This window comes from Streptococcus sp. NCTC 11567, from assembly GCF_902141215.1.
Classification (GTDB): domain Bacteria; phylum Bacillota; class Bacilli; order Lactobacillales; family Streptococcaceae; genus Streptococcus; species Streptococcus dysgalactiae.
This window is the reverse complement of sequence record NZ_LR595857.1, coordinates 74,311-96,633: the sequence shown is the minus strand read 5'-3', so window position 1 is coordinate 96,633 and position 22,323 is coordinate 74,311. Positions and strand designations below refer to the sequence as shown.

Sequence of the window (22,323 nt, the reverse complement as noted above, 5' to 3'; positions counted from 1 at the left end):
AGATGGAAAGGATCATTTCCTTTGAGACTGATGGGCCCCATACTGACCGACCATATCAAAACACAAATCTATCTTGCCTTTCAGGTAAGGGATAAATGAGCCTTCGTCAATCATACGTAAAATTTCGTGACGATTAGCCCAACGAACTGCCTGAACTTCTTCTTCCTGAAGAACCAAACTTTCCAAATCAACAAGATAAGGAACAGTCACTAAAAACGTATCATCAAATCCTTCGCCAAAATTAATAGTGAAATGAGGTCTCACTCCAGTCAAGTCTAAAGAAAGTCCCAATTCTTCCTTAAGCTCTCGCATAGCTGCTTGTTGTGCTGTTTCACCCGCAAGCGCACTCCCACCAACAGTTACATCCCAAAGTCCTGGCCATCCAGCTTTCTCTGCTTGGCGTTGCTGAATCAGCATCTCACCCCTATCGTTGAACAAACAAATATGCACCACCAAATGATAATCCCCTTGTTTAAACAAAGAACCACGCTCCATCACCCGGCCCGTCTTCACCCGATTAGCAGTATAAATATCCCAAAATTCACCCATCATAAGCCTCCACAAACCTCACAAAATATCCTAAACAAATTAACAACTAGTTTTCCAATCCAAATAGAGGTAACAACACACAGCAGTAGCAACCCAAAAATACTTATGCATAGTTATCATACCACAAAGCTAAATCATTAAACAGGCCCTATCAGTAGGATAAGGCATAATACATAAGTGAGAGTTGAGACAAAACAAAAAAACAAGGTCATTAAACCTTGTCTTTTCAAATATACCGGCGGCCGGGGTCGAACCGGCACGTCCGTGAGGACACTGGATTTTGAGTCCAGCGCGTCTGCCAATTCCGCCACGCCGGCTTTAAATATAATATTTAAACTGGGGTAGCTGGATTCGAACCAACGCATGAGGGAGTCAAAGTCCCTTGCCTTACCGCTTGGCTATACCCCAATAAAATAGGCGAGTGATGGGAATCGAACCCACGAATGTCAGAGCCACAATCTGATGTGTTAACCACTTCACCACACCCGCCATATTCTAACACGGGCAGTAGGAATCGAACCCACACTGAAGGTTTTGGAGACCTTAGTTCTACCTTTAAACTATGCCCGTTTAGGATGGAAAGAGAGGGATTCGAACCCCCGAACCCGAAGGAGCGGATTTACAGTCCGCCGCGTTTAGCCTCTTCGCTATCTTTCCGTAAAATATTAAATTTTAATGGCGCGAGACGGAATCGAACCGCCGACACATGGAGCTTCAATCCATTGCTCTACCAACTGAGCTACCGAGCCAACTACATTTATATGTATTGCGGGAGCAGGATTTGAACCTACGACCTTCGGGTTATGAGCCCGACGAGCTACCTAACTGCTCCATCCCGCGATAGTTATAAGGAGGATGTGGGATTCGAACCCACGCACGCTTTTACACGCCTGACGGTTTTCAAGACCGTTCCCTTCAGCCGGACTTGGGTAATCCTCCAAATATAATATAGTCCGTACGGGATTCGAACCCGTGTTACCGCCGTGAAAAGGCGGTGTCTTAACCCCTTGACCAACGGACCATAATAATATAGATAATGGGCACGAGTGGACTCGAACCACCGACCTCACGCTTATCAGGCGTGCGCTCTAACCACCTGAGCTACGCGCCCAAGCTAACAAGCTTGGAAAAACTATAAAGCGGGTGACGAGAATCGAACTCGCGACAACAGCTTGGAAGGCTGTAGTTTTACCACTAAACTACACCCGCTAAAATGGGAGTTAACGGGATCGAACCGCTGACCCTCTGCTTGTAAGGCAGATGCTCTCCCAGCTGAGCTAAACTCCCATTGAGTGGCCTCTAAGCTAAGCGACTACCGTATCTAACAGGGGGCAACCCCCAACTACTTCAGGCGTTCTAGGGCTTAACTACTGTGTTCGGCATGGGTACAGGTGTATCTCCTAGGCTATCGTCACTTAACTTTTGAACCTCCTTATTCTCATAAGGACTGTCCACTCAAAATTGAATACCTATATTCTAACAAGAACCTTCTACGCTTGTCAATCTCTTTCTTCGGATAAGTCCTCGAGCTATTAGTATTAGTCCGCTTCATGTATCACTACACTTCCACTTCTAACCTATCTACCTGATCATCTCTCAGGGCTCTTACTGATATAAAATCATGGGAAATCTCATCTTGAGGGGGGCTTCGCACTTAGATGCTTTCAGCGCTTATCCCTTCCCTACATAGCTACCCAGCGATGCCTTTGGCAAGACAACTGGTACACCAGCGGTAAGTCCACTCTGGTCCTCTCGTACTAGGAGCAGATCCTCTCAAATTTCCTACGCCCGCGACGGATAGGGACCGAACTGTCTCACGACGTTCTGAACCCAGCTCGCGTGCCGCTTTAATGGGCGAACAGCCCAACCCTTGGGACCGACTACAGCCCCAGGATGCGACGAGCCGACATCGAGGTGCCAAACCTCCCCGTCGATGTGAACTCTTGGGGGAGATAAGCCTGTTATCCCCAGGGTAGCTTTTATCCGTTGAGCGATGGCCCTTCCATACGGAACCACCGGATCACTAAGCCCGACTTTCGTCCCTGCTCGAGTTGTAGCTCTCGCAGTCAAGCTCCCTTATACCTTTACACTCTGCGATTGATTTCCAACCAATCTGAGGGAACCTTTGGGCGCCTCCGTTACCTTTTAGGAGGCGACCGCCCCAGTCAAACTGCCCGTCAGACACTGTCTCCGATAGGGATAACCTATCCGGGTTAGAGTAGCCATAACACAAGGGTAGTATCCCAACAACGCCTCCGTCGAAACTGGCGTCCCGACTTCAATGGCTCCTACCTATCCTGTACATGTGGTACAGATACTCAATATCAAACTGCAGTAAAGCTCCATGGGGTCTTTCCGTCCTGTCGCGGGTAACCTGCATCTTCACAGGTACTAAAATTTCACCGAGTCTCTCGTTGAGACAGTGCCCAAATCATTACGCCTTTCGTGCGGGTCGGAACTTACCCGACAAGGAATTTCGCTACCTTAGGACCGTTATAGTTACGGCCGCCGTTTACTGGGGCTTCAATTCAGATCTTCGCTTACGCTAAACCCTCCTCTTAACCTTCCAGCACCGGGCAGGCGTCACCCCCTATACATCATCTTACGATTTAGCAGAGAGCTGTGTTTTTGATAAACAGTTGCTTGGGCCTATTCACTGCGGCTGACCTAAGTCAGCACCCCTTCTCCCGAAGTTACGGGGTCATTTTGCCGAGTTCCTTAACGAGAGTTCTCTCGATCACCTGAGGCTACTCGCCTCGACTACCTGTGTCGGTTTGCGGTACGGGTAGAGTATAATTAAACGCTAGAAGCTTTTCTTGGCAGTGTGACGTCACTAACTTCGCTACTTAACTTCGCTCCCCATCACAGCTCAATGTTATAAAGATAAGCATTTGACTCATCTTACACCTCACTGCTTAGACAGGCTCTTCCAATCGCCTGCTTTAGTTAGCCTACTGCGTCCCTCCATCACTTTATACTCTAGTACAGGAATATCAACCTGTTGGCCATCGGATACACCTTTCGGTCTCTCCTTAGGTCCCGACTAACCCAGGGCGGACGAGCCTTCCCCTGGAAACCTTAGTCTTACGGTGGACAGGATTCTCACCTGTCTTTCGCTACTCATACCGGCATTCTCACTTCTATGCGTTCCAGCGCTCCTCACGGTACACCTTCTTCACACATAGAACGCTCTCCTACCATGACACTAACGTGTCATCCACAGCTTCGGTAATATGTTTTAGCCCCGGTACATTTTCGGCGCAGGGTCACTCGACTAGTGAGCTATTACGCACTCTTTGAATGAATAGCTGCTTCTAAGCTAACATCCTAGTTGTCTGTGCAACCCCACATCCTTTTCCACTTAACATATATTTTGGGACCTTAGCTGGTGGTCTGGGCTGTTTCCCTTTCGACTACGGATCTTAGCACTCGCAGTCTGACTGCCGATTATATCTCGTTGGCATTCGGAGTTTATCTGAGATTGGTAATCCGAGATGGACCCCTCACCCAAACAGTGCTCTACCTCCAAGAGACTTAACATCGACGCTAGCCCTAAAGCTATTTCGGAGAGAACCAGCTATCTCCAAGTTCGTTTGGAATTTCTCCGCTACCCACAAGTCATCCAAGCACTTTTCAACGTGCCCTGGTTCGGTCCTCCAGTGCGTCTTACCGCACCTTCAACCTGCTCATGGGTAGGTCACATGGTTTCGGGTCTACAACATGATACTAAGTCGCCCTATTAAGACTCGGTTTCCCTGCGGCTCCGTCTCTTCAACTTAACCTCGCATCATATCGTAACTCGCCGGTTCATTCTACAAAAGGCACGCTCTCACCCATTAACGGGCTCGAACTTGTTGTAGGCACACGGTTTCAGGTTCTATTTCACTCCCCTCACGGGGTGCTTTTCACCTTTCCCTCACGGTACTGGTTCACTATCGGTCACTAGAGAGTATTTAGGGTTGGGAGATGGTCCTCCCAGATTCCAACGAGATTTCGCGTGTCTCGCCGTACTCAGGATACTGCTAGGGCTCAAAAGAATTTTAAATACGAGGCTATTACTCTCTTTGGCTTACCTTCCCAGGTAATTCTTCTATCCTTTTAAAGTCCCACGTCGCAGTCCTACAACCCCGAGAAGTAAACTTCTCGGTTTGCCCTCCTGCCGTTTCGCTCGCCGCTACTAAGGCAATCGCGTTTGCTTTCTCTTCCTGCAGCTACTTAGATGTTTCAGTTCACTGCGTCTTCCTTCTCATAACCTTAACAGTTATGGATACTAGCCAGTAGCTAGTGGGTTCCCCCATTCGGACATCTCTGGATCAGCGCTTACTTACAGCTCCCCAAAGCATTTCGTCGTTAGTCACGTCCTTCTTCGGCTTCTAGTGCCAAGGCATCCACCGTGCGCCCTTATTAACTTAACCTTATCTTTTACTAGTATATCTTAACTAGAAAAACTCTTGATTATTCACAGCGTTTTCGGTTTATTTTCTTGTTACTATTCGTACAATCAATTTCTTGATCGTGGAATTTGATATAGATATTCAATTTTCAATGGACAGTTTCTAGGATATCTCTATCCTAATGGAGCCTAGCGGGATCGAACCGCTGACCTCCTGCGTGCAAAGCAGGCGCTCTCCCAGCTGAGCTAAGGCCCCACAAGACCTCTCAAAACTAAATAAGACGACCCTAACGTGTTCCATTTCCTTAGAAAGGAGGTGATCCAGCCGCACCTTCCGATACGGCTACCTTGTTACGACTTCACCCCAATCATCTATCCCACCTTAGGCGGCTGGCTCCTAATAGGTTACCTCACCGACTTCGGGTGTTACAAACTCTCGTGGTGTGACGGGCGGTGTGTACAAGGCCCGGGAACGTATTCACCGCGGCGTGCTGATCCGCGATTACTAGCGATTCCGACTTCATGTAGGCGAGTTGCAGCCTACAATCCGAACTGAGATTGGCTTTAAGAGATTAGCTTGCCGTCACCGGCTTGCGACTCGTTGTACCAACCATTGTAGCACGTGTGTAGCCCAGGTCATAAGGGGCATGATGATTTGACGTCATCCCCACCTTCCTCCGGTTTATTACCGGCAGTCTCGCTAGAGTGCCCAACTTAATGATGGCAACTAACAATAGGGGTTGCGCTCGTTGCGGGACTTAACCCAACATCTCACGACACGAGCTGACGACAACCATGCACCACCTGTCACTCCTGCCCCGAAGGGAAAGCCTATCTCTAGACCGGTCAGGAGGATGTCAAGACCTGGTAAGGTTCTTCGCGTTGCTTCGAATTAAACCACATGCTCCACCGCTTGTGCGGGCCCCCGTCAATTCCTTTGAGTTTCAACCTTGCGGTCGTACTCCCCAGGCGGAGTGCTTAATGCGTTAGCTCCGGCACTAAGCCCCGGAAAGGGCCTAACACCTAGCACTCATCGTTTACGGCGTGGACTACCAGGGTATCTAATCCTGTTTGCTCCCCACGCTTTCGAGCCTCAGCGTCAGTTACAGACCAGAGAGCCGCTTTCGCCACCGGTGTTCCTCCATATATCTACGCATTTCACCGCTACACATGGAATTCCACTCTCCCCTTCTGCACTCAAGTTCTCCAGTTTCCAAAGCGTACAATGGTTGAGCCACTGCCTTTAACTTCAGACTTAAAGAACCGCCTGCGCTCGCTTTACGCCCAATAAATCCGGACAACGCTCGGGACCTACGTATTACCGCGGCTGCTGGCACGTAGTTAGCCGTCCCTTTCTGGTTAGTTACCGTCACATGGTGGATTTTCCACTCCCACCATCATTCTTCTCTAACAACAGAGCTTTACGATCCGAAAACCTTCTTCACTCACGCGGCGTTGCTCGGTCAGACTTCCGTCCATTGCCGAAGATTCCCTACTGCTGCCTCCCGTAGGAGTCTGGGCCGTGTCTCAGTCCCAGTGTGGCCGATCACCCTCTCAGGTCGGCTATGTATCGTCGCCTTGGTGAGCCGTTACCTCACCAACTAGCTAATACAACGCAGGTCCATCTCATAGTGATGCAGTTGCACCTTTTAAATGTTTAACATGGGTTAAACACTTTTATGCGGTATTAGCTATCGTTTCCAATAGTTATCCCCCGCTATGAGGTAGGTTACCTACGCGTTACTCACCCGTTCGCAACTCCTTGGACCGGTGCAAGCACCAGTCCTCAGCGTTCTACTTGCATGTATTAGGCACGCCGCCAGCGTTCGTCCTGAGCCAGGATCAAACTCTCATTAAGATGTGTTTGAACTTACTCGTTCTTTCTGTCGCTGACAGATTTATTTCTCGTTTTTGACGGGTAATATGTCTCCATATCACCCTCACATTTGGTTCGTCTTATTCAGTTCTCAAAGGTCTTGTCCTCTTTCGAGACAACTATTTTATTCTATCAACTTTTACTAACTTTGTCAACAACTTTTTTACTCTTTTTTTTCGAATACTTCAGTCGCCAACGTCTGCTCAGCTGACAGCTTTATTAGTATACGATATTTAACCTCCTGATGTCAACTCTTTTTTGCACTTTTATGTCGTTTTTTTTACATTTTTATTGAAAGCTAAATTTCAAGTTGAAGTTAGCCAGTTTTAACATTTCTACTGGCGACTTGTAGTTGAAGAGTCGTTTAGGATAATGATTGATCCAATGTTCAATAGCAGCGACTTCTTTAGGGGTCGTTGTTTTGGTACCTTTAGGGAGCCATCTGCGAATCAGGCGATTATGGTTTTCGTTAGTGCCTCTCTCCCATGACGCATAGGGATGGGCATAGTAGATGTCACTTGCTGGAAAGACATCTGATAAGCGAGAAAATTCTGTCCCGTTGTCTGCTGTGATAGAGTTGACGGTGTAGTCTTTTAGAATCCCCGTAAGAGCTTTATTGACGGCTTGAGCAGACTTATCCGGTATTAATCGAATCAGCTGATGACGTGTTTTCCTGTCCGTTAGGGTGAGTAAGCATTGATTTTTAGCCCTCGTCAGAATGACTGTATCAATCTCATAATGCCCAGCTTCAAGACGTTGGTTAATGCTATCTGGGCGTTGTTCAATACTCTTTCCTGCGGGTTTAAAATAAGGACTGGCATGTTTTCTAGCCTGCTTAGCCTTTCTCGGATAAAGCATAGCCTCCTTACCAAGACTTAATTTCCCATGATGAATCCAGTAATAGATGGTAGATACAGGGACTTGAACTCCCTTAGCTTTAACTATCATCTCAGGGGAATAGTTCTGACGCATGTAGTGTTCAATAGCCTCCCTATCTTGCTTACGCTGTCTAATGGGTCTAACAGAACGCTTGCGATTTTCTTGATAGACCAACTGAGCATGTTGAGCAGAATAAACGGCTTCAAACTTTCCTTTACGAACCTGTTGCCTAACCAATCCTCGCTTGATTTCATTATGAATGGTCTGGGGAGCCTTACCTAGTAAGCGAGCAATTTCACGATTAGAGCGACCTTCCAGCTTCCAGCGTTGAATTTGCTGACGCTCATGGATTGTCAATTGTTTGCCTTTTGGTGTATAATAATCTTGCATCTTTTTGAGTTTCCTTGTGTTTGTGGTGAACTACAAGTATACCTCTTAGAGGTGCTTTTTTCATACCTAAAAAGTGGCTAAGTTCATTTTAGAAGTTTTCCATTTTTATTGAAAACAGCTTAAAATCAACGACTTTTAAGCTAAAAAACAGGCTTAATTCTCTCATTATGAAAAATATTTGCATCAAGTATCACTCTTAACTAAACCGAAACTACTAATATATTTTTATTATTACAAGTGCTGAGCCAAACTTTCTTAAAAGTTTTTTGATTGTGATTTATACAAGGAGCTAATTGATGCACTTATTTGGCCGTAGAAACTCTTTGTAGGAGCTTTCTGTTCTAATTGCTTAGAAGCCTCTTAAATGGTCTCACAGGATGTTACAGACGCTTTTAGGTAAATTTTAGTTGTGTTGTTGAATAATTCATAAAATGACAAAACGCCTGCTTACGAAAAGTTTCTACTACATTAGAGACATTTCGTAAACAAGCGTTACACATTAACAATATGATGAGTGTTCCCGCTAGGAAAAATCCTAGCGGTAGACCAGAGCTAGACTAAGAATATCCCTAATGGTTATTCCATCATCATAACACTCAACAAAATTGATAAAAATTAAACTAATTCGATAATTGCCATTGGAGCAGCATCTCCACGGCGTGGTTCTGTTTTAAGAATACGAGTGTATCCACCGTTACGTTCTGCATAACGAGGTGCAATTTCTGAGAAAAGTTTTTGAAGAGCTGTAGTTGATGTGTATTTATCAGTAGCTTCATCATAATTTTCTGATGCGATTTCGTTACGAACGTATGCAGCTGCTTGGCGACGAGCATGAAGATCACCACGTTTACCAAGAGTAATCATTTTTTCGACTGTTTTACGGATTTCTTTTGCACGTGCTTCTGTCGTTACAATTGATTCGTTGATCAAAAGATCTGTCGTCAAATCACGAAGCATTGCTTTACGTTGTGAGCTAGTGCGTCCTAGTTTACGGTAAGCCATTTTGTCCTCCTATATTATTTATCGTTTTTTAGTCCGAGACCTAAATCAGCAAGTTTAACCTTAACTTCTTCAAGGCTCTTACGTCCAAGGTTACGGACTTTCATCATTTCAGGCTCAGATTTTTCTGTTAAATCGAAGACAGTGTTAATGCCTGCGCGTTTCAAACAGTTATATGAGCGTACGGATAAATCAAGTTCCTCGATGGTGCGGTCAAGTACCTTTTCATCGTTCACTTTTTCAGTTTCTTTCATTACTTCAGTTGCTTTTGCAACATCTGTTAAATCAGTAAACAAGTTTAAGTGTTCGATTAAAACTCGAGCAGATAGACCTAAAGCATCTTCAGGAATAATTGTTCCGTTTGTCATGATTTCAATCGTTAATTTATCAAATCCATCATTGCTACCTACACGGGCAGGCTCAACTTGATAATTAACTTTTTTAACTGGCGTATAGATTGAATCTACGGCCAATGTACCCACAGGTGCATCATCTTTTTTGTTGCCTTCTGCTGGTACATATCCACGTTTTTTAGCAACAGTCATTGTCGCACGTAGAGAATGTCCTTCAGCAATTGTAAAAAGATAATGATCCGGGTTAACAAGTTCGATATCACTGTCAGTAAGGATATCACCAGCTGTTACTTCTGCTGGTCCTTCTACTTCAAGTTCGATAATCTTTTCGTCTTCGACGTATGATTTCACAGCAAGTCCTTTAACATTAAGAATAATTTGCATGACATCTTCACGTACACCTGGGATTGTATCAAATTCGTGTAGTACTCCATCAATTTTAATTGATGTTACTGCTGCACCTGGAAGTGAAGACAAGAGTACACGACGAAGAGAATTACCTAGAGTTGTTCCGTAGCCACGTTCAAGTGGTTCGATTACAAATCTACCGTAATCTTTATTTTCATCAATTTTTGTTATTATTGGTTTTTCAAACTCAATCATTTTTTCACCCCTCGAAACGAAACTTGTGTACTATTTGTTATATGATTATACACGACGACGTTTTGGAGGACGAGCACCATTATGTGGCACAGGAGTCACATCACGAATTGCAGTTACTTCTAGACCAGCAGCTGCTAGGGCACGAATAGCTGATTCACGACCTGAACCAGGACCTTTTACAGTAACTTCAACAGTTTTTAGTCCGTGTTCTTGTGCAGATTTTGCAGCAGCTTCTGCAGCCATTTGAGCAGCAAATGGAGTAGATTTACGAGAACCTTTGAAACCAAGAGCACCAGCTGATGACCATGCAAGAGCATTACCATGCACATCTGTAATCATAACAATAGTGTTATTAAATGTAGCGTGAATATGTGCAACACCAGATTCGATGTTCTTTTTCACACGACGTTTACGTGTTGGTTTAGCCAATTTTTTTACCTCCTATTTTATTTTTTCTTACCTGCAATCGCAACAGCTTTACCTTTACGAGTGCGAGCATTGTTTTTAGTGTTTTGTCCACGGACAGGAAGTCCACGACGGTGACGGATCCCACGGTATGAACCGATTTCCATCAAACGTTTGATGTTCAAGTTAACTTCACGACGAAGGTCACCTTCAACTTTAATTGCATCTACTTCACGACGGATAGCGTCTTCTTGATCTGATGTCAAATCTTTAACACGGATATCTTCTGAAATACCAGCAGCTGCTAAGATTTTTTTAGATGTTGCAAGACCAATTCCGTAAACATAAGTAAGTGAAATTACTACGCGTTTATCATTTGGAATATCAACTCCAGCAATACGAGCCATTTTTTCTCCTTTCTATTTTATCCTTGACGTTGTTTGTGTTTTGGATTTGTTGGACAAATCACCATAACACGACCGTTACGACGAATAACTTTGCAGTATTCGCAAATTGGTTTAACCGATGGTCTTACCTTCATGTTTTAATCCCTCCAATTATTTCGATTATTTAAAGCGGTATGTGATACGTCCACGTGTCAAGTCGTATGGACTCATCTCTACAGTAACACGATCACCCACTAAAATACGAATGTAATTTTTGCGGATTTTTCCTGATACAGTTGCTAGAATTTGATGTCCATTTTCCAATTCAACAGTAAACATTGCATTTGGCATCGTTTCTACTACTTTGCCTTCAATTTCAATCACGTCTTCTTTTGCCACGCAAAAGTACCCCCTAAATTTCGATTTGATGTCCTCTGAGCACAGAGGTAACAATTATAAGTCAGACTAGCCTATTATATCACGAGTTAACAACTTGCGCAAGCTATTTTCTTGAATTTATTTTAGACCCTTAATGACTTCGTCGATATCTACAAAAACTTCTGAAATGTCTTTATTCCCGTCAATATCATGAACAATTCCTGCTTGACGATAGTGATTAAGAATTGGCTCACCTTGTGCAATGTTAACATCTAAACGACGTTTAACAGTCTCAGGTTTGTCATCTTCACGTTGATAAAAATCATTTTCATCATAATCACCTGCTGGTGGGTTAAAGACTTTGTGGAAAGTTTCGCCCGTTTTCTTGTTAATGATACGACCACTAAGTCTTTCAACAAGAGCAGTAGGATCAACATCAATATTAATGACCCCATCCAAAGTAAGTCCTAATGCTTTTAACGTAGCATCCAAAGCATGTGCTTGTTCAATGGTACGTGGATAACCATCTAATAAGAAGCCCTTTTCGTTAACATCATCTTGTGACAGACGTTCTTTAACGATTCCATTTGTGACTTCATCAGGTACCAAATCACCTTTGTCAATATAAGACTTAGCGAGAACACCCATTTCAGTTTGGTTAGCTATAGCTGCACGGAACATATCGCCTGTTGAAATATGGATAAGTCCAAAGGCTTCAATAATCTTTGCAGCTTGAGTTCCTTTACCAGCTCCTGGTAAGCCCATGATTAAAAGATTCATCTTTTTCTCCTCTTTTAAAATAAATGATAACAGGAAATAAGTTTCCTTGGTTTTTTGTTTTCAAATGGCAATAAGAAATGTTTTTGCGACGAAGTCTTATTGTCATTTAAAAACAAAATAGAAGGTTGACAATGTCAACCTGTATTCTATTCTGCTGTATTCATAAATCCGACATATTTTCTCTTGAGCAAGTATCCTTCAAGTTGTTTCATGCCTTCGATACCAGTTGAAATCAAAATGAGCAAGCTTGTCCCACCTAGAGCAATACTAGAAGAAAGGTTGAGAGCTTGTTGCGCTGCAATAGGAGCTAGAGAGATAAATGCTAGGAAAATAGCACCTACTGTGGCTAATTTTTTAAGCAATGATGACATAAATTGTTCTGTCTCACGTCCAGGTCGAACACTTGGGATATATGAGGAATTCTTCTGAAGATTTTCTGCTGTCTTCTCAGGATTTACTTGTACAAAGGTATAGAAGAATGAGAACAAGATAATCAACACGGCATAAATCATCATTCCGACTGGAGTTTGGTAATTGAAAATCTCCTGTAAACGGGTTAGCCATGGTATATCTCTACCATTTTGAACAAAAGGAATAATCGTACTTGGGATAGTTGTAATCGAGCTGGCAAAGATAACGGGAATAACGCCGGCTGGATTTACTTTTAATGGAAGGTATGAACTTGTAGGCGCACCTTGCATCAATTTTGTATATTGGATTGGAATTTTGTATTCCGCTTGTTGAACGTAAGTCGTAAAGAAAACAATAGCAAGAACAGCTAAGATTAAAATGCCAACAATGAGATAAGATGACTGTAAATCACTTGCCTTTACATTTACAAAATAATCTTCACGGATAGTTGCAATAGCATTGGGAATTGAGGAAATGATACCGGCAAAGATAATCATTGACACTCCATTACCAAATCCTTTATCGGTGATTTGTTCTCCAAGCCAGGTCACAATCACACTACCTGTTGTGAGCAATGCTCCAATAAGCAAATAAGTCTTAACATCTGGTGTTTTCACAAGAGCAACACTTGATAGCGTGTTAAAACCTGCTGTGATACCAATTGACTGAGCGAAAGCTAAAACAAGTGAAATATAGCGTGTCGCTTGATTTAATTTACGGCGACCCACCTCTCCTTGTTTACCCCATTCAACAAACTTAGGTAAAATATCCATTTGTAACAGTTGAACAACAATCGAAGCTGTGATATAAGGGCTAACCCCCATAGAGAATACCGAGAAATTTCTCATGGCATTCCCACTGACCAAATTCAACATATTTAAGAAAGGAAGTTCACTCAGTTGCTCTAAGCTTTTTGCATTTACACCTGGCACAGTAATGTGTGTCCCTATTCGGAATACAAGGATGATAAAGATAGTAAAGAAAATTTTATTTCTTACCGTCTTTATCTTCAATGCGTCTTTAAGTATTTTTAAGAACATAATGAGTATCCCCTCATTAGATGACTTCGATTGAACCACCTTTAGCAGTAATCGCTGCTTCAGCAGATTTTGAGAATTTAGCTGCTTTTACAGTCAATTTTTTAGTCAATTCGCCGTTACCAAGAACTTTAACGCCTGATTTTTCAGCACGAACGAGTCCAGCTTCTTTAAGAACAACTGGTGTTACTTCTGTACCATCTTCAAAAACGTTCAATTGATCAAGGTTAACAAGTGCATATTCTTTAGCGTTGATGTTTGTAAATCCACGTTTTGGAATACGGCGGAACAATGGTGTTTGTCCACCTTCAAAACCTAAACGTACGCCGCCACCGCTACGAGCTTTTTGACCTTTTTGACCGCGACCAGATGTTTTACCATTACCTGATGATGTTCCGCGACCAACACGGTTACGTACTTTACGTGAGCCTTCAGCAGCTTTTAATTCATGAAGCTTCATTTTTTCTCCTTTTTTTGTAAAATGCTAGCGCCTCTATGAGGGGAAAGGACTCCCCATAGAAACTCGCCTATACATTAATGATGATTAAGTTATCCAAAATAACTTAATACAGATACGCACTAACCGACTACTGTTTGTTGCCAAAAAAGCAAACTACAAGAGTCGGTTTTGTGCTTGTGTTTAATTATGAAATCAGAGATTTCACAGTTATAACTTATTTAACGTCTTCAACGGTAACCAAGTGAGAAATAGCTGTCACCATACCACGGATAGCAGCGTTATCTTCTTTGACTACTGAGGAGTTTAATTTACCAAGTCCAAGAGCAACAACAGTTTTACGTTGTTCTGGCTTACGTCCGATTGGAGACTTAGCCAAAGTAATTTTAATTTGAGCCATGATGATCCCCTTTCTTATGCTAAGTCAGAAACTGAAATGCCACGAAGTGCGGCAACTTCTTCTGCACGTTTAAGTTGTTTCAATCCTTCAACAGTTGCACGAACAATGTTGATTGGAGTGTTTGAACCAAGAGATTTTGAAGTAATATCAGCAATACCTGCTAATTCGATGACGGCACGAACTGCGCCACCAGCAGCAACTCCAGAACCTTCTACAGCTGGTTTCAACAATACTTTAGCTCCACCGAAGTTAGTGTAAACTTCGTGAGGGATTGTTGTACCAACCATTGGTACTTCGATCATGTTTTTCTTAGCAGCTTCAACTGCTTTACGGATAGCTTCTGGAACTTCTTGAGCTTTACCAGTACCAAATCCAACACGACCATTTCCATCACCAACAACTACAAGAGCTGCAAAGCGAAGACGACGTCCACCTTTAACAACTTTTGTAACGCGGTTAATCGCAACAACGCGTTCTTCAAGTTCAACTGCATTATCTTTAAATGCCATTATTTTGTGTCCTCCCTATTAGAATTTCAATCCGTTTTCACGAGCTGCATCAGCCAAGGCTTTAACACGTCCGTGATAGAGATATCCACCGCGGTCAAACACCACTTCAGAAATACCTTTAGCCACTGCACGTTCAGCAACAAGTTTGCCGACTACAACGGCTTGTTCTGTTTTTGTTCCTTTAGAAACGTCTTTATCAAGAGTTGATGCACTTGCGAGCGTTACACCCGCTACGTCATCAATAACTTGAGCGTAGATGCCTGTATTAGAACGGAATACGTTCAAACGTGGGCGTTCTGCAGTTCCAGAGAGTTTACCGCGGACGCGACGATGGCGTTTTTGGCGGATTTTGTTTTTATCTGGTTTCGAAATCACAATTTTCACCTCTTAATTTTAATCAATTTGTCTCACTGACAAGTTGTCGATTGAACTTATCAAGCATGGTAAGATGCAATACTTCCCATACCCGACTAAGAACATTATTTACCTGTTTTACCTTCTTTAAGGCGTACGTATTCACCAACGTAACGGATCCCTTTACCTTTATAAGGCTCTGGTGAACGCAAGCTACGGATGTAAGCAGCTGTTTGACCAACAACTTCTTTGTTGATTCCTTCAACTGAGATTGAAGTTGGGTTAGCAACAGTAAAGGTAATTCCTTCTGGAGCTTCAACTTCGTCTTGGTGAGATTTACCTACTGAAAGGACAAGTTTAGTACCTTGAAGTTGAGCACGGTAACCGACACCCTTCATTTCAAGATCTTTTTTGAAACCTTCAGAAACACCTACAACCATGTTATTCAAGTTAGCACGAGTTGTACCATGGATTGTTTTCATTTCTTTTGAGTCATTAGGACGTGCAAGAGTAATCTCAGTTCCTTCAACTTTGATTTCAATATTTTTGTTAAACTCACGAGTGAGTTCACCTTTAGGGCCTTTTACAGTAACAACGTTGTCATTGTTAATGATTTCGACACCTGCTGGCAAAGTAATAACTTTATTACCAATACGTGACATTATTTTTTCTCCTGTTAAATTATCAAGCCGCCAAGCGACTAGTTTTCACGGGGTTTTGATAGAATGATATACTTCAATTTATATTTCAAAATTGAACACGAGCTGTGGCCTGTGTGAAAAAGATAAATCTTCCTTGAGTATAAACACTCTACGTCAGATTTCCTATTTTCACTTTGTCCACGACGCTCTTAGTATCTTAAATTACCAAACGTATGCGATAACTTCTCCACCAACGTTCTTTTGACGAGCTTCTTTGTCAGTCAAAAGACCTTCTGATGTAGAAATAATTGCGATTCCAAGTCCGTTAAGAACTTTAGGAACATCTTCACGTTTTGCGTAAACACGAAGACCTGGTTTTGATACACGTTTCAAGTTAGTGATAACGCGCTCACCGTTTTGTCCATATTTAAGGAATACACGGATGATACCTTGTTTGTCATCTTCGATAACTTCAACGTTTTTTACAAAACCTTCACGTTTAAGGATTTCAGCAATCCCTTTTTTGATGTTTGAAGCAGGTACTTCTAACACTTCGTGTTTCACTTGGTTAGCGTTACGGATACGTGTTAAAAAGTCTGCAATTGGGTCAGTCATAACCATTTTATCTTTTCTCCTCTTACTAGTAGTTTGAATCAATCACTTGCTAGTTAATCGTGCCCGACCGGGCGGGTTGTCCAACTAGGCTGAATAGCTTAGTTGGACACGAGCTGCAACCTATGTGAAAAAGATAAACTTTCCTAGAATGCAAGCAGTCTTTGTTAGATTTTCTATTTTCACTTTGTATGCTATGCTCTTTGTATCATTTTTTTACCAAGAAGCTTTAACAACACCTGGAATTTGACCTTTGTAGGCCAATTCACGGAAGCAAACACGGCAAAGTTTAAACTTGCGGTAAACTGAATGTGGACGTCCACATTTTTCACAGCGAGTATAAGCTTGTGTAGAGTGTTTTGCAGGACGTTTGTTCTTAGCAATCATAGATTTTTTAGCCAATTTATTTACCCCCTATTATTTTGCAAAAGGCATTCCAAGGCCTTTAAGCAATTCACGTGATTCTTCGTCAGTATTTGCAGTAGTGACGATTACGATATCAAGACCACGCACTTTATCAACATCATCGAAGTTGATTTCTGGGAAGATAAGTTGTTCTTTCACACCAAGAGTGTAGTTACCACGTCCGTCAAATGATTTTGTTGGAACTCCGTGGAAGTCACGAACACGAGGAAGTGAAACGCTAACTAATTTGTCTAGGAACTCGTACATACGTTCGCCACGAAGAGTTACCTTCGCACCGATCGCAACACCTTCACGAAGACGGAAGCCAGCGATTGATTTCTTAGCTTTAGTAATAAGTGGTTTTTGACCAGAGATAAGTGCTAATTCAGCAGCAGCTTTCTCAAGGTTTTTTGCGTTTGATACAGCATCACCAACACCCATGTTAAGAACGATTTTCTCAACTTTTGGCACAGCCATAACTGATGTGTAATTGAATTTCTCTGTCAACGCAGGAATTACTTCGTTAGTATATTTTTCTTTTAAACGATTTGCCATTATGCTTCTCCTTTCCTTCGTGATTAATCAAGCACTTCGCCTGATTTTTTGTTGTAACGTACTTTTTTGCCGTCAACAACTTTATAACCAACACGTCCAGCCACACCGTTTTTATCTAAAACTTGAACGTTAGATACATGGATTGGAGCTTCTTTTTCAACGATAGCACCTTGAGGGTTTTCAGTATTTGGTTTTTGGTGTTTTTTGATCATTCCAACACCTTCAACAACAACTTTGTTAACTTTTGGAAGTGCTTTAAGAACTACGGCTTCAGTGCCTTTATCCTTACCAGCAATTACGCGAACTTTGTCGCCTTTTTTTACAAACATTCTGGGTTTCTCCTATTAATTTCTTACGCCCTAATGGGCACCCTAGGTAAGCCTAGGGGACTTAGTTTGTTTAATTTTAAAAATTAAAGTACTTCTGGTGCAAGTGAAACAATCTTCATGTAGCCACCTTCACGCAATTCACGTGCAACAGGGCCGAAGATACGAGTTCCGCGAGGAGTTTTGTCATCACGGATGATTACAGCAGCGTTGTCGTCAAACTTGATGTATGAACCGTCTGGACGGCGAGCACCAGTTTTTGTACGAACGATAACAGCTTTAACCACGTCACCTTTTTTAACCGCTCCACCAGGAGTAGCTTGTTTGACAGAAGCAACGATTACGTCACCGATGTTAGCGAATTTACGTCCTGAACCACCAAGAACTTTGATAGTCAAGATCTCACGAGCACCGCTATTATCAGCAACTTTCAAGCGAGTTTCTTGTTGAATCATTTCAATTTTCTCCTTTTAGTTTGATTAGATAATAACAGCTTCTTCCACAACTTCTACAAGACGGAAACGTTTTGTAGCTGATAGTGGACGAGTTTCCATGATACGAACGATATCGCCTTCTTTAGCAAGGTTCTTTTCATCATGTGCTTTGTATTTTTTAGAATAGTTGATACGTTTACCATAGACTGGGTGGTTACGTTTTGTTTCAACTACAACAGTGATTGTTTTGTCCATCTTGTCAGATACTACGCGTCCAACAAGGGTTTTACGTTGATTACGTTCCATTATTAGAATTTCTCCTTTCCCAATCTATTATTTCATTTCAGATTGCACAGTTTTAACACGTGCAATTTGTTTTTTAACTTCGTTCAAACGAGCAGTTTGATCAAGTTGACCTGCTGCAGCTTGAAAACGAAGGTCGAAAAGTTCTTTCTTGAGTTCGTTTTCTTTTTTAGCAAGCTCTTCTTGAGACAAGCCACGAAGCTCAGCAACAAACTTTTTGATTTCTTCAAGTTTCATGTCTTCTCCTTATTCTGCTTCACGTTTTACGAATTTACATTTAACTGGTAATTTGTGGCTAGCAAGACGAAGTGCTTCGCGAGCGATTTCTTCAGAAACACCTGCGATTTCAAACATTACTTTACCACGTTTAACTGGTGCTACCCAACCTTCAGGTGCCCCTTTACCAGAACCCATACGAACCCCGATAGCTTTCGCTGTGTAAGATTTGTGAGGGAAAATTTTAATCCAAACTTTACCGCCACGTTTCATGTAACGAGTCATCGCGATACGAGCAGCTTCGATTTGACGGTTAGTGATCCATGAGCTAGTTGCAGCTTGTAGACCATATTCACCAAAATCTACAGTTTTTCCACCTTTTGCTTCACCACGCATTTTCCCACGGAACTCACGACGGTGTTTAACACGTTTAGGTACTAACATTTGTTATTTGCCTCCTTTAGTGTTTTTGCGAGCTGGAAGAACTTCACCACGATAGATCCAAACTTTAACACCAAGTTTACCGTATGTAGTGTCTGCTTCTTCCCAAGCGTAATCGATATCCGCACGAAGGGTATGAAGAGGAACAGTTCCTTCTGAGTAACCTTCTGCACGAGCGATATCAGCACCGTTCAAACGACCTGAAACTTGAGTTTTAATCCCTTTAGCTCCAGCACGCATTGTACGTTGGATTGCTTGTTTTTGAGCACGACGGAAAGCAACACGTTGCTCAAGTTGACGAGCAATGTTTTCACCAACAAGGTGAGCATCAAGATCAGGTTGTTTGATTTCGATGATGTTGATGTGTACTTGTTTTCCAGTTAATTTGTTAAGTTGAGCGCGAAGTGCGTCAACGTTTGCGCCACCTTTACCGATAACCATACCTGGTTTTGCAGTGTGAAGTGAAACAATAACTTTGTTTACAGCGCGTTCAATTTCGATTGTTGAAACTGAAGCTTCTGCCAATTCTTTGTTAATGAATTTACGGATTGCAAGATCTTCATGAAGGTAATCCGCGTATTCTTTTTCAGCATACCATTTCGCATCCCAGTCACGGATGATACCGACACGCATACCAATTGGATGTACTTTTTGACCCACGATTTTACCTCCTTATTTTTCTGATACAACTACTGTTACGTGAGTTGTACGTTTGTTGATTGGTGAAGCTGAACCTTTCGCACGTGGACGGAAACGTTTCATTGTTGGTCCTTCGTTAGCGAATGTTTCAGATACTACCAAGTTAGCTTTTTCCAAACCAAAGTTGTTTTCTGCGTTAGCAATTGCTGAGTTAAGAGTTTTCTCAATAACACGAGCTGCTTTGTTTGGAGTGAATTTTAAGATTGCGATTGCGTCAGCAACTTTCTTACCGCGGATAAGATCAAGTACTAAACGTGTTTTACGAGGTGAAACACGCACTGTACGAGCCATTGCTTTAGCTGAAGTAATTTCTGCCATTGTGTCCTCCTCCTATTAACGACGTGTTTTCTTGTCGTCAGCTGCGTGACCTTTGTAAGTACGAGTTGGTGCAAACTCACCAAGCTTGTGACCTACCATGTCTTCTTGGATGTAAACAGGTACATGTTTACGTCCATCATAAACTGCGATTGTATATCCGATGAAACTTGGGAAAATCGTTGAACGACGTGACCAAGTTTTGATTACTTTTTTCTTTTCGTCGTTTGCTTGAGCTTCAACTTTTTTCATCAAATGCTCATCGACGAAAGGTCCTTTTTTAAGACTACGTCCCATTTTGTAGTTTTCTCCTTTAAATAATGTACCACAGCGGCTTGAGTCCAAGAGCCAGACTCTAAACTCTACCGAGTTGGCGGAATGAATAGCAAAGCTATTGTAACGCTATTTCAGCAAGTTTTAAGCGACTTACTAAAATTATTTTTCGTTACGACGACGAACGATAAGTTTGTCTGATTTAGCTTTCTTGTTACGAGTTTTAAGACCAAGCGCTGGTTTACCCCATGGAGTTGATGGCGCTTTACGTCCAACTGGTGCTTTACCTTCACCACCACCGTGCGGGTGATCGTTAGGGTTCATTACAGAACCACGAACTGTTGGGCGGATACCTTTCCAACGGCTACGTCCTGCTTTACCAATATTAACAAGTGATTGTTGTTCGTTACCAACAGTACCGATAGTTGCACGGCATGTACCAAGAATCATACGAACTTCGCCTGATTGAAGACGAACAAGAACGTATTTACCTTCTTGACCAAGTACTTGAGCAGAAGCTCCAGCTGCACGAACAAGTTCTCCACCTTTACCAGGTTTCAATTCAATGTTGTGAACAACTGTACCGACAGGAATGTTTGCTAATGGAAGTGCGTTACCAACTTTGATATCCGCATCTGGACCAGAAACAATACGTTGACCTACTTCAAGACCTTTAGGTGCAATGATGTAAGCTTTCACACCGTCAGTATAATGTACAAGTGCGATGTTTGCAGTACGGTTTGGATCGTATTCGATTGTTTTAACAACTGCTTCAACACCGTCTTTGTTACGTTTGAAGTCAATCAAACGATAATGACGTTTGTGTCCACCACCTTGGTGACGAACTGTGATGCGACCATTGTTGTTACGACCAGCTTTGCTCTTAAGAGAAACAAGCAATGATTTCTCAGGCGTGCTTGTTGTGATTTCTGCGAAATCCAAAGAAGTCATGTTACGACGGCCATTTGTCGTTGGTTTATAAACTTTAATACCCACGTTATTTCCTCCTTAGATTATTCAGCTTCAGCTGCGAACAACTCGATTGCTTTAGAATCAGCTGTAAGAGTGATGATAGCTTTTTTAGTTTTTGAAGTGAAACCTGTGTAACGACCAACGCGTTTTGCTTTTGGTTTAACGTTAACAGTGTTTACACTTGCAACTTTAACTCCGTCAAAGGCAGCTTCAACAGCTTGTTTGATCAAAAGTTTGTGTGCACGAGTATCAACTTCGAAAGTGTATTTGCCTGCTTCAAGAGCAATCATTGACTTCTCAGTGATAACTGGTTTTTTGATTACGTCGTACAAATTCATTATGCAAGAACCTCCTCAATTGTAGAGATTGCTTCTTTAGTAACAAGAAGTTTGTCTGCGTTCACGATATCAAGAACACTTGCAGTTGCTGCAGTTGCAACAGTTACGTTTGGAAGGTTACGTGCAGAAAGTGCTGCAAATTCATTTCCTTCTTCAACAAGAACAAGTACTTTTGTATCAATGCTAAGAGCTGAAAGCACTTTTGCAAATTCAGCAGTTTTTGGTGCTGCAAATGAAAGGCCTTCTACAGCTACAAATTTATCTTCAGCAACTTTTGCTGAGTAAACTGATTTCAACGCAAGGCGACGAACTTTTTGTGGAAGTTTGTATCCGTATGAACGTGGAGTTGGTCCGAAGACAACACCACCACCACGCCATTGTGGTGAGCGGATAGAACCTTGACGAGCACGCCCAGTTCCTTTTTGACGCCATGGTTTACGTCCACCACCTGATACTGCTGAACGGTTTTTAACCGCATGAGTACCTTGGCGAAGGCTAGCGCGTTGGCTAATTACAACATCAAAAACAACTGATTCGTTTGGTTCGATACCGAAGATAGCGTCGTTTAATTCAACTGAGCTAACTTCTTTACCAGTTTGGTCAAATAGTTTTACGTTTGCCATTTTAACTGTTT

Annotated in this window: 29 protein-coding genes, 13 tRNA genes and 3 rRNA genes; all 45 read right to left on the bottom strand. The window is 42.4% G+C overall.

Translation table 11 applies throughout. The features are described from left to right. Positions 1–12: 12 nt before the first annotated feature. Positions 13–549, bottom strand: coding sequence for an NUDIX domain-containing protein (locus FQT67_RS00640; protein WP_003061850.1), 537 nt, complete (start codon positions 547–549; stop codon positions 13–15). A gap of 233 nt (positions 550–782) precedes the next feature. Then, positions 783–866 (bottom strand) — tRNA-Leu (locus tag FQT67_RS00635). Positions 867–885: 19 nt separating this feature from the next. After that, positions 886–957: transfer RNA gene (locus tag FQT67_RS00630), tRNA-Gln, on the bottom strand. 8 nt (positions 958–965) lie between these two features. Then, a tRNA-His gene (locus tag FQT67_RS00625) sits at positions 966–1,038 on the bottom strand. A gap of 10 nt (positions 1,039–1,048) precedes the next feature. After that, a tRNA-Trp gene (locus FQT67_RS00620) sits at positions 1,049–1,119 on the bottom strand. A gap of 6 nt (positions 1,120–1,125) precedes the next feature. Beyond that, positions 1,126–1,206 (bottom strand) — tRNA-Tyr (locus FQT67_RS00615). 19 nt (positions 1,207–1,225) lie between these two features. Beyond that, a tRNA-Phe gene (locus FQT67_RS00610) sits at positions 1,226–1,298 on the bottom strand. Between the two features lie 17 nt (positions 1,299–1,315). Beyond that, a tRNA-Met gene (locus FQT67_RS00605) sits at positions 1,316–1,389 on the bottom strand. 9 nt (positions 1,390–1,398) lie between these two features. Continuing rightward, positions 1,399–1,488 (bottom strand) — tRNA-Ser (locus tag FQT67_RS00600). 10 nt (positions 1,489–1,498) lie between these two features. Continuing rightward, positions 1,499–1,570: transfer RNA gene (locus tag FQT67_RS00595), tRNA-Glu, on the bottom strand. 16 nt (positions 1,571–1,586) lie between these two features. Continuing rightward, a tRNA-Ile gene (locus FQT67_RS00590) sits at positions 1,587–1,660 on the bottom strand. Positions 1,661–1,687: 27 nt separating this feature from the next. Then, positions 1,688–1,758, bottom strand: a tRNA-Gly gene (locus tag FQT67_RS00585). Positions 1,759–1,763: 5 nt separating this feature from the next. Then, positions 1,764–1,836, bottom strand: a tRNA-Val gene (locus FQT67_RS00580). Positions 1,837–1,852: 16 nt separating this feature from the next. Next, positions 1,853–1,968 (bottom strand): 5S ribosomal RNA (gene rrf / locus FQT67_RS00575). Positions 1,969–2,061: 93 nt separating this feature from the next. Further along, a 23S ribosomal RNA gene (locus FQT67_RS00570) occupies positions 2,062–4,964 on the bottom strand. Positions 4,965–5,125: 161 nt separating this feature from the next. Next, positions 5,126–5,198 (bottom strand) — tRNA-Ala (locus FQT67_RS00565). A 53-nt stretch (positions 5,199–5,251) separates the two neighbouring features. After that, positions 5,252–6,800: ribosomal RNA gene (locus FQT67_RS00560) — 16S ribosomal RNA — on the bottom strand. The 16S, 23S and 5S rRNA genes sit together here with 13 tRNA genes alongside, the layout of an rRNA operon. 306 nt (positions 6,801–7,106) lie before the next feature. Then, positions 7,107–8,087 (bottom strand): IS30-like element IS1239 family transposase, encoded by a 981-nt coding sequence (locus FQT67_RS00555; protein WP_143936357.1) that lies wholly within the window; start codon positions 8,085–8,087, stop codon positions 7,107–7,109. Between the two features lie 615 nt (positions 8,088–8,702). Then, positions 8,703–9,089 (bottom strand): 50S ribosomal protein L17, encoded by a 387-nt coding sequence (rplQ, locus tag FQT67_RS00550; RefSeq protein WP_002986602.1) that lies wholly within the window; start codon positions 9,087–9,089, stop codon positions 8,703–8,705. 14 nt (positions 9,090–9,103) lie between these two features. Beyond that, positions 9,104–10,042, bottom strand: a complete 939-nt coding sequence (locus tag FQT67_RS00545) for a DNA-directed RNA polymerase subunit alpha (RefSeq protein WP_003049133.1) — start codon at positions 10,040–10,042, stop codon at positions 9,104–9,106. Positions 10,043–10,087: 45 nt separating this feature from the next. Next, on the bottom strand, positions 10,088–10,471 hold the full coding sequence (gene rpsK / locus FQT67_RS00540; RefSeq protein ID WP_001118387.1) for a 30S ribosomal protein S11: 384 nt from the start codon (positions 10,469–10,471) through the stop codon (positions 10,088–10,090). 17 nt (positions 10,472–10,488) lie between these two features. Next, positions 10,489–10,854, bottom strand: a complete 366-nt coding sequence (gene rpsM / locus FQT67_RS00535; RefSeq protein WP_003046081.1) for a 30S ribosomal protein S13 — start codon at positions 10,852–10,854, stop codon at positions 10,489–10,491. A 17-nt stretch (positions 10,855–10,871) separates the two neighbouring features. Further along, positions 10,872–10,988 carry a 50S ribosomal protein L36 gene (gene rpmJ / locus FQT67_RS00530; protein ID WP_000868345.1) on the bottom strand — a complete coding sequence of 39 codons (117 nt, stop codon included), beginning with the start codon at positions 10,986–10,988 and terminating at the stop codon, positions 10,872–10,874. 25 nt (positions 10,989–11,013) lie between these two features. After that, positions 11,014–11,232: a translation initiation factor IF-1 gene (gene infA, locus FQT67_RS00525; protein WP_001040189.1), complete on the bottom strand. Its 219-nt coding sequence runs from the start codon at positions 11,230–11,232 to the stop codon at positions 11,014–11,016. Positions 11,233–11,349: 117 nt separating this feature from the next. Beyond that, positions 11,350–11,991, bottom strand: a complete 642-nt coding sequence (locus FQT67_RS00520; protein ID WP_046177521.1) for an adenylate kinase — start codon at positions 11,989–11,991, stop codon at positions 11,350–11,352. A 146-nt stretch (positions 11,992–12,137) separates the two neighbouring features. Then, the gene (secY, locus tag FQT67_RS00515) at positions 12,138–13,442 is read right to left on the bottom strand and encodes a preprotein translocase subunit SecY (RefSeq protein ID WP_041788710.1); all 1,305 of its coding nucleotides are present in this window, start codon (positions 13,440–13,442) and stop codon (positions 12,138–12,140) included. 16 nt (positions 13,443–13,458) lie between these two features. Next, on the bottom strand, positions 13,459–13,899 hold the full coding sequence (gene rplO / locus FQT67_RS00510) for a 50S ribosomal protein L15 (protein ID WP_046177520.1): 441 nt from the start codon (positions 13,897–13,899) through the stop codon (positions 13,459–13,461). 214 nt (positions 13,900–14,113) lie between these two features. Beyond that, complete coding sequence (gene rpmD / locus FQT67_RS00505; RefSeq protein WP_046177519.1) at positions 14,114–14,296, bottom strand: 50S ribosomal protein L30; 183 nt, start codon at positions 14,294–14,296, stop codon at positions 14,114–14,116. Between the two features lie 14 nt (positions 14,297–14,310). Then, positions 14,311–14,805: a 30S ribosomal protein S5 gene (rpsE, locus tag FQT67_RS00500; protein ID WP_003046070.1), complete on the bottom strand. Its 495-nt coding sequence runs from the start codon at positions 14,803–14,805 to the stop codon at positions 14,311–14,313. An 18-nt stretch (positions 14,806–14,823) separates the two neighbouring features. After that, positions 14,824–15,180 (bottom strand): 50S ribosomal protein L18, encoded by a 357-nt coding sequence (gene rplR / locus FQT67_RS00495; RefSeq protein WP_003046068.1) that lies wholly within the window; start codon positions 15,178–15,180, stop codon positions 14,824–14,826. A 104-nt stretch (positions 15,181–15,284) separates the two neighbouring features. Further along, positions 15,285–15,821, bottom strand: coding sequence for a 50S ribosomal protein L6 (rplF, locus tag FQT67_RS00490; RefSeq protein ID WP_003049121.1), 537 nt, complete (start codon positions 15,819–15,821; stop codon positions 15,285–15,287). 201 nt (positions 15,822–16,022) lie between these two features. Further along, a complete protein-coding gene (gene rpsH, locus FQT67_RS00485; RefSeq protein WP_003049119.1) occupies positions 16,023–16,421 on the bottom strand; it encodes a 30S ribosomal protein S8 in 399 nt (132 codons plus the stop codon). A gap of 207 nt (positions 16,422–16,628) precedes the next feature. After that, entirely contained in the window at positions 16,629–16,814 is a 186-nt protein-coding gene (locus FQT67_RS00480; RefSeq protein WP_002987746.1) for a type Z 30S ribosomal protein S14, read from the bottom strand. A 15-nt stretch (positions 16,815–16,829) separates the two neighbouring features. After that, positions 16,830–17,372: a 50S ribosomal protein L5 gene (rplE, locus tag FQT67_RS00475; protein ID WP_003046060.1), complete on the bottom strand. Its 543-nt coding sequence runs from the start codon at positions 17,370–17,372 to the stop codon at positions 16,830–16,832. A 23-nt stretch (positions 17,373–17,395) separates the two neighbouring features. After that, positions 17,396–17,701 (bottom strand): 50S ribosomal protein L24, encoded by a 306-nt coding sequence (rplX, locus tag FQT67_RS00470; RefSeq protein WP_003046059.1) that lies wholly within the window; start codon positions 17,699–17,701, stop codon positions 17,396–17,398. 83 nt (positions 17,702–17,784) lie between these two features. Next, positions 17,785–18,153, bottom strand: a complete 369-nt coding sequence (gene rplN / locus FQT67_RS00465; protein WP_000615920.1) for a 50S ribosomal protein L14 — start codon at positions 18,151–18,153, stop codon at positions 17,785–17,787. A 24-nt stretch (positions 18,154–18,177) separates the two neighbouring features. Further along, positions 18,178–18,441 (bottom strand): 30S ribosomal protein S17, encoded by a 264-nt coding sequence (gene rpsQ, locus FQT67_RS00460; RefSeq protein ID WP_196771775.1) that lies wholly within the window; start codon positions 18,439–18,441, stop codon positions 18,178–18,180. A 24-nt stretch (positions 18,442–18,465) separates the two neighbouring features. Beyond that, positions 18,466–18,672, bottom strand: a complete 207-nt coding sequence (gene rpmC, locus FQT67_RS00455; RefSeq protein ID WP_003046054.1) for a 50S ribosomal protein L29 — start codon at positions 18,670–18,672, stop codon at positions 18,466–18,468. A 9-nt stretch (positions 18,673–18,681) separates the two neighbouring features. After that, positions 18,682–19,095, bottom strand: a complete 414-nt coding sequence (rplP, locus tag FQT67_RS00450; protein ID WP_003049114.1) for a 50S ribosomal protein L16 — start codon at positions 19,093–19,095, stop codon at positions 18,682–18,684. A 3-nt stretch (positions 19,096–19,098) separates the two neighbouring features. Beyond that, positions 19,099–19,752: a 30S ribosomal protein S3 gene (rpsC, locus tag FQT67_RS00445; protein WP_003046050.1), complete on the bottom strand. Its 654-nt coding sequence runs from the start codon at positions 19,750–19,752 to the stop codon at positions 19,099–19,101. 12 nt (positions 19,753–19,764) lie between these two features. Next, positions 19,765–20,109: a 50S ribosomal protein L22 gene (gene rplV, locus FQT67_RS00440; protein ID WP_002986651.1), complete on the bottom strand. Its 345-nt coding sequence runs from the start codon at positions 20,107–20,109 to the stop codon at positions 19,765–19,767. Between the two features lie 15 nt (positions 20,110–20,124). Continuing rightward, the gene (gene rpsS / locus FQT67_RS00435; protein WP_000533765.1) at positions 20,125–20,403 is read right to left on the bottom strand and encodes a 30S ribosomal protein S19; all 279 of its coding nucleotides are present in this window, start codon (positions 20,401–20,403) and stop codon (positions 20,125–20,127) included. Between the two features lie 138 nt (positions 20,404–20,541). Continuing rightward, on the bottom strand, positions 20,542–21,375 hold the full coding sequence (gene rplB / locus FQT67_RS00430; RefSeq protein ID WP_002986654.1) for a 50S ribosomal protein L2: 834 nt from the start codon (positions 21,373–21,375) through the stop codon (positions 20,542–20,544). 17 nt (positions 21,376–21,392) lie between these two features. Further along, positions 21,393–21,689, bottom strand: coding sequence for a 50S ribosomal protein L23 (locus FQT67_RS00425; RefSeq protein ID WP_002986656.1), 297 nt, complete (start codon positions 21,687–21,689; stop codon positions 21,393–21,395). Continuing rightward, positions 21,689–22,312: a 50S ribosomal protein L4 gene (gene rplD, locus FQT67_RS00420; protein ID WP_002986657.1), complete on the bottom strand. Its 624-nt coding sequence runs from the start codon at positions 22,310–22,312 to the stop codon at positions 21,689–21,691. Before rplD ends, FQT67_RS00425 begins: the two co-directional genes overlap by 1 nt. Positions 22,313–22,323: the final 11 nt, after the last annotated feature.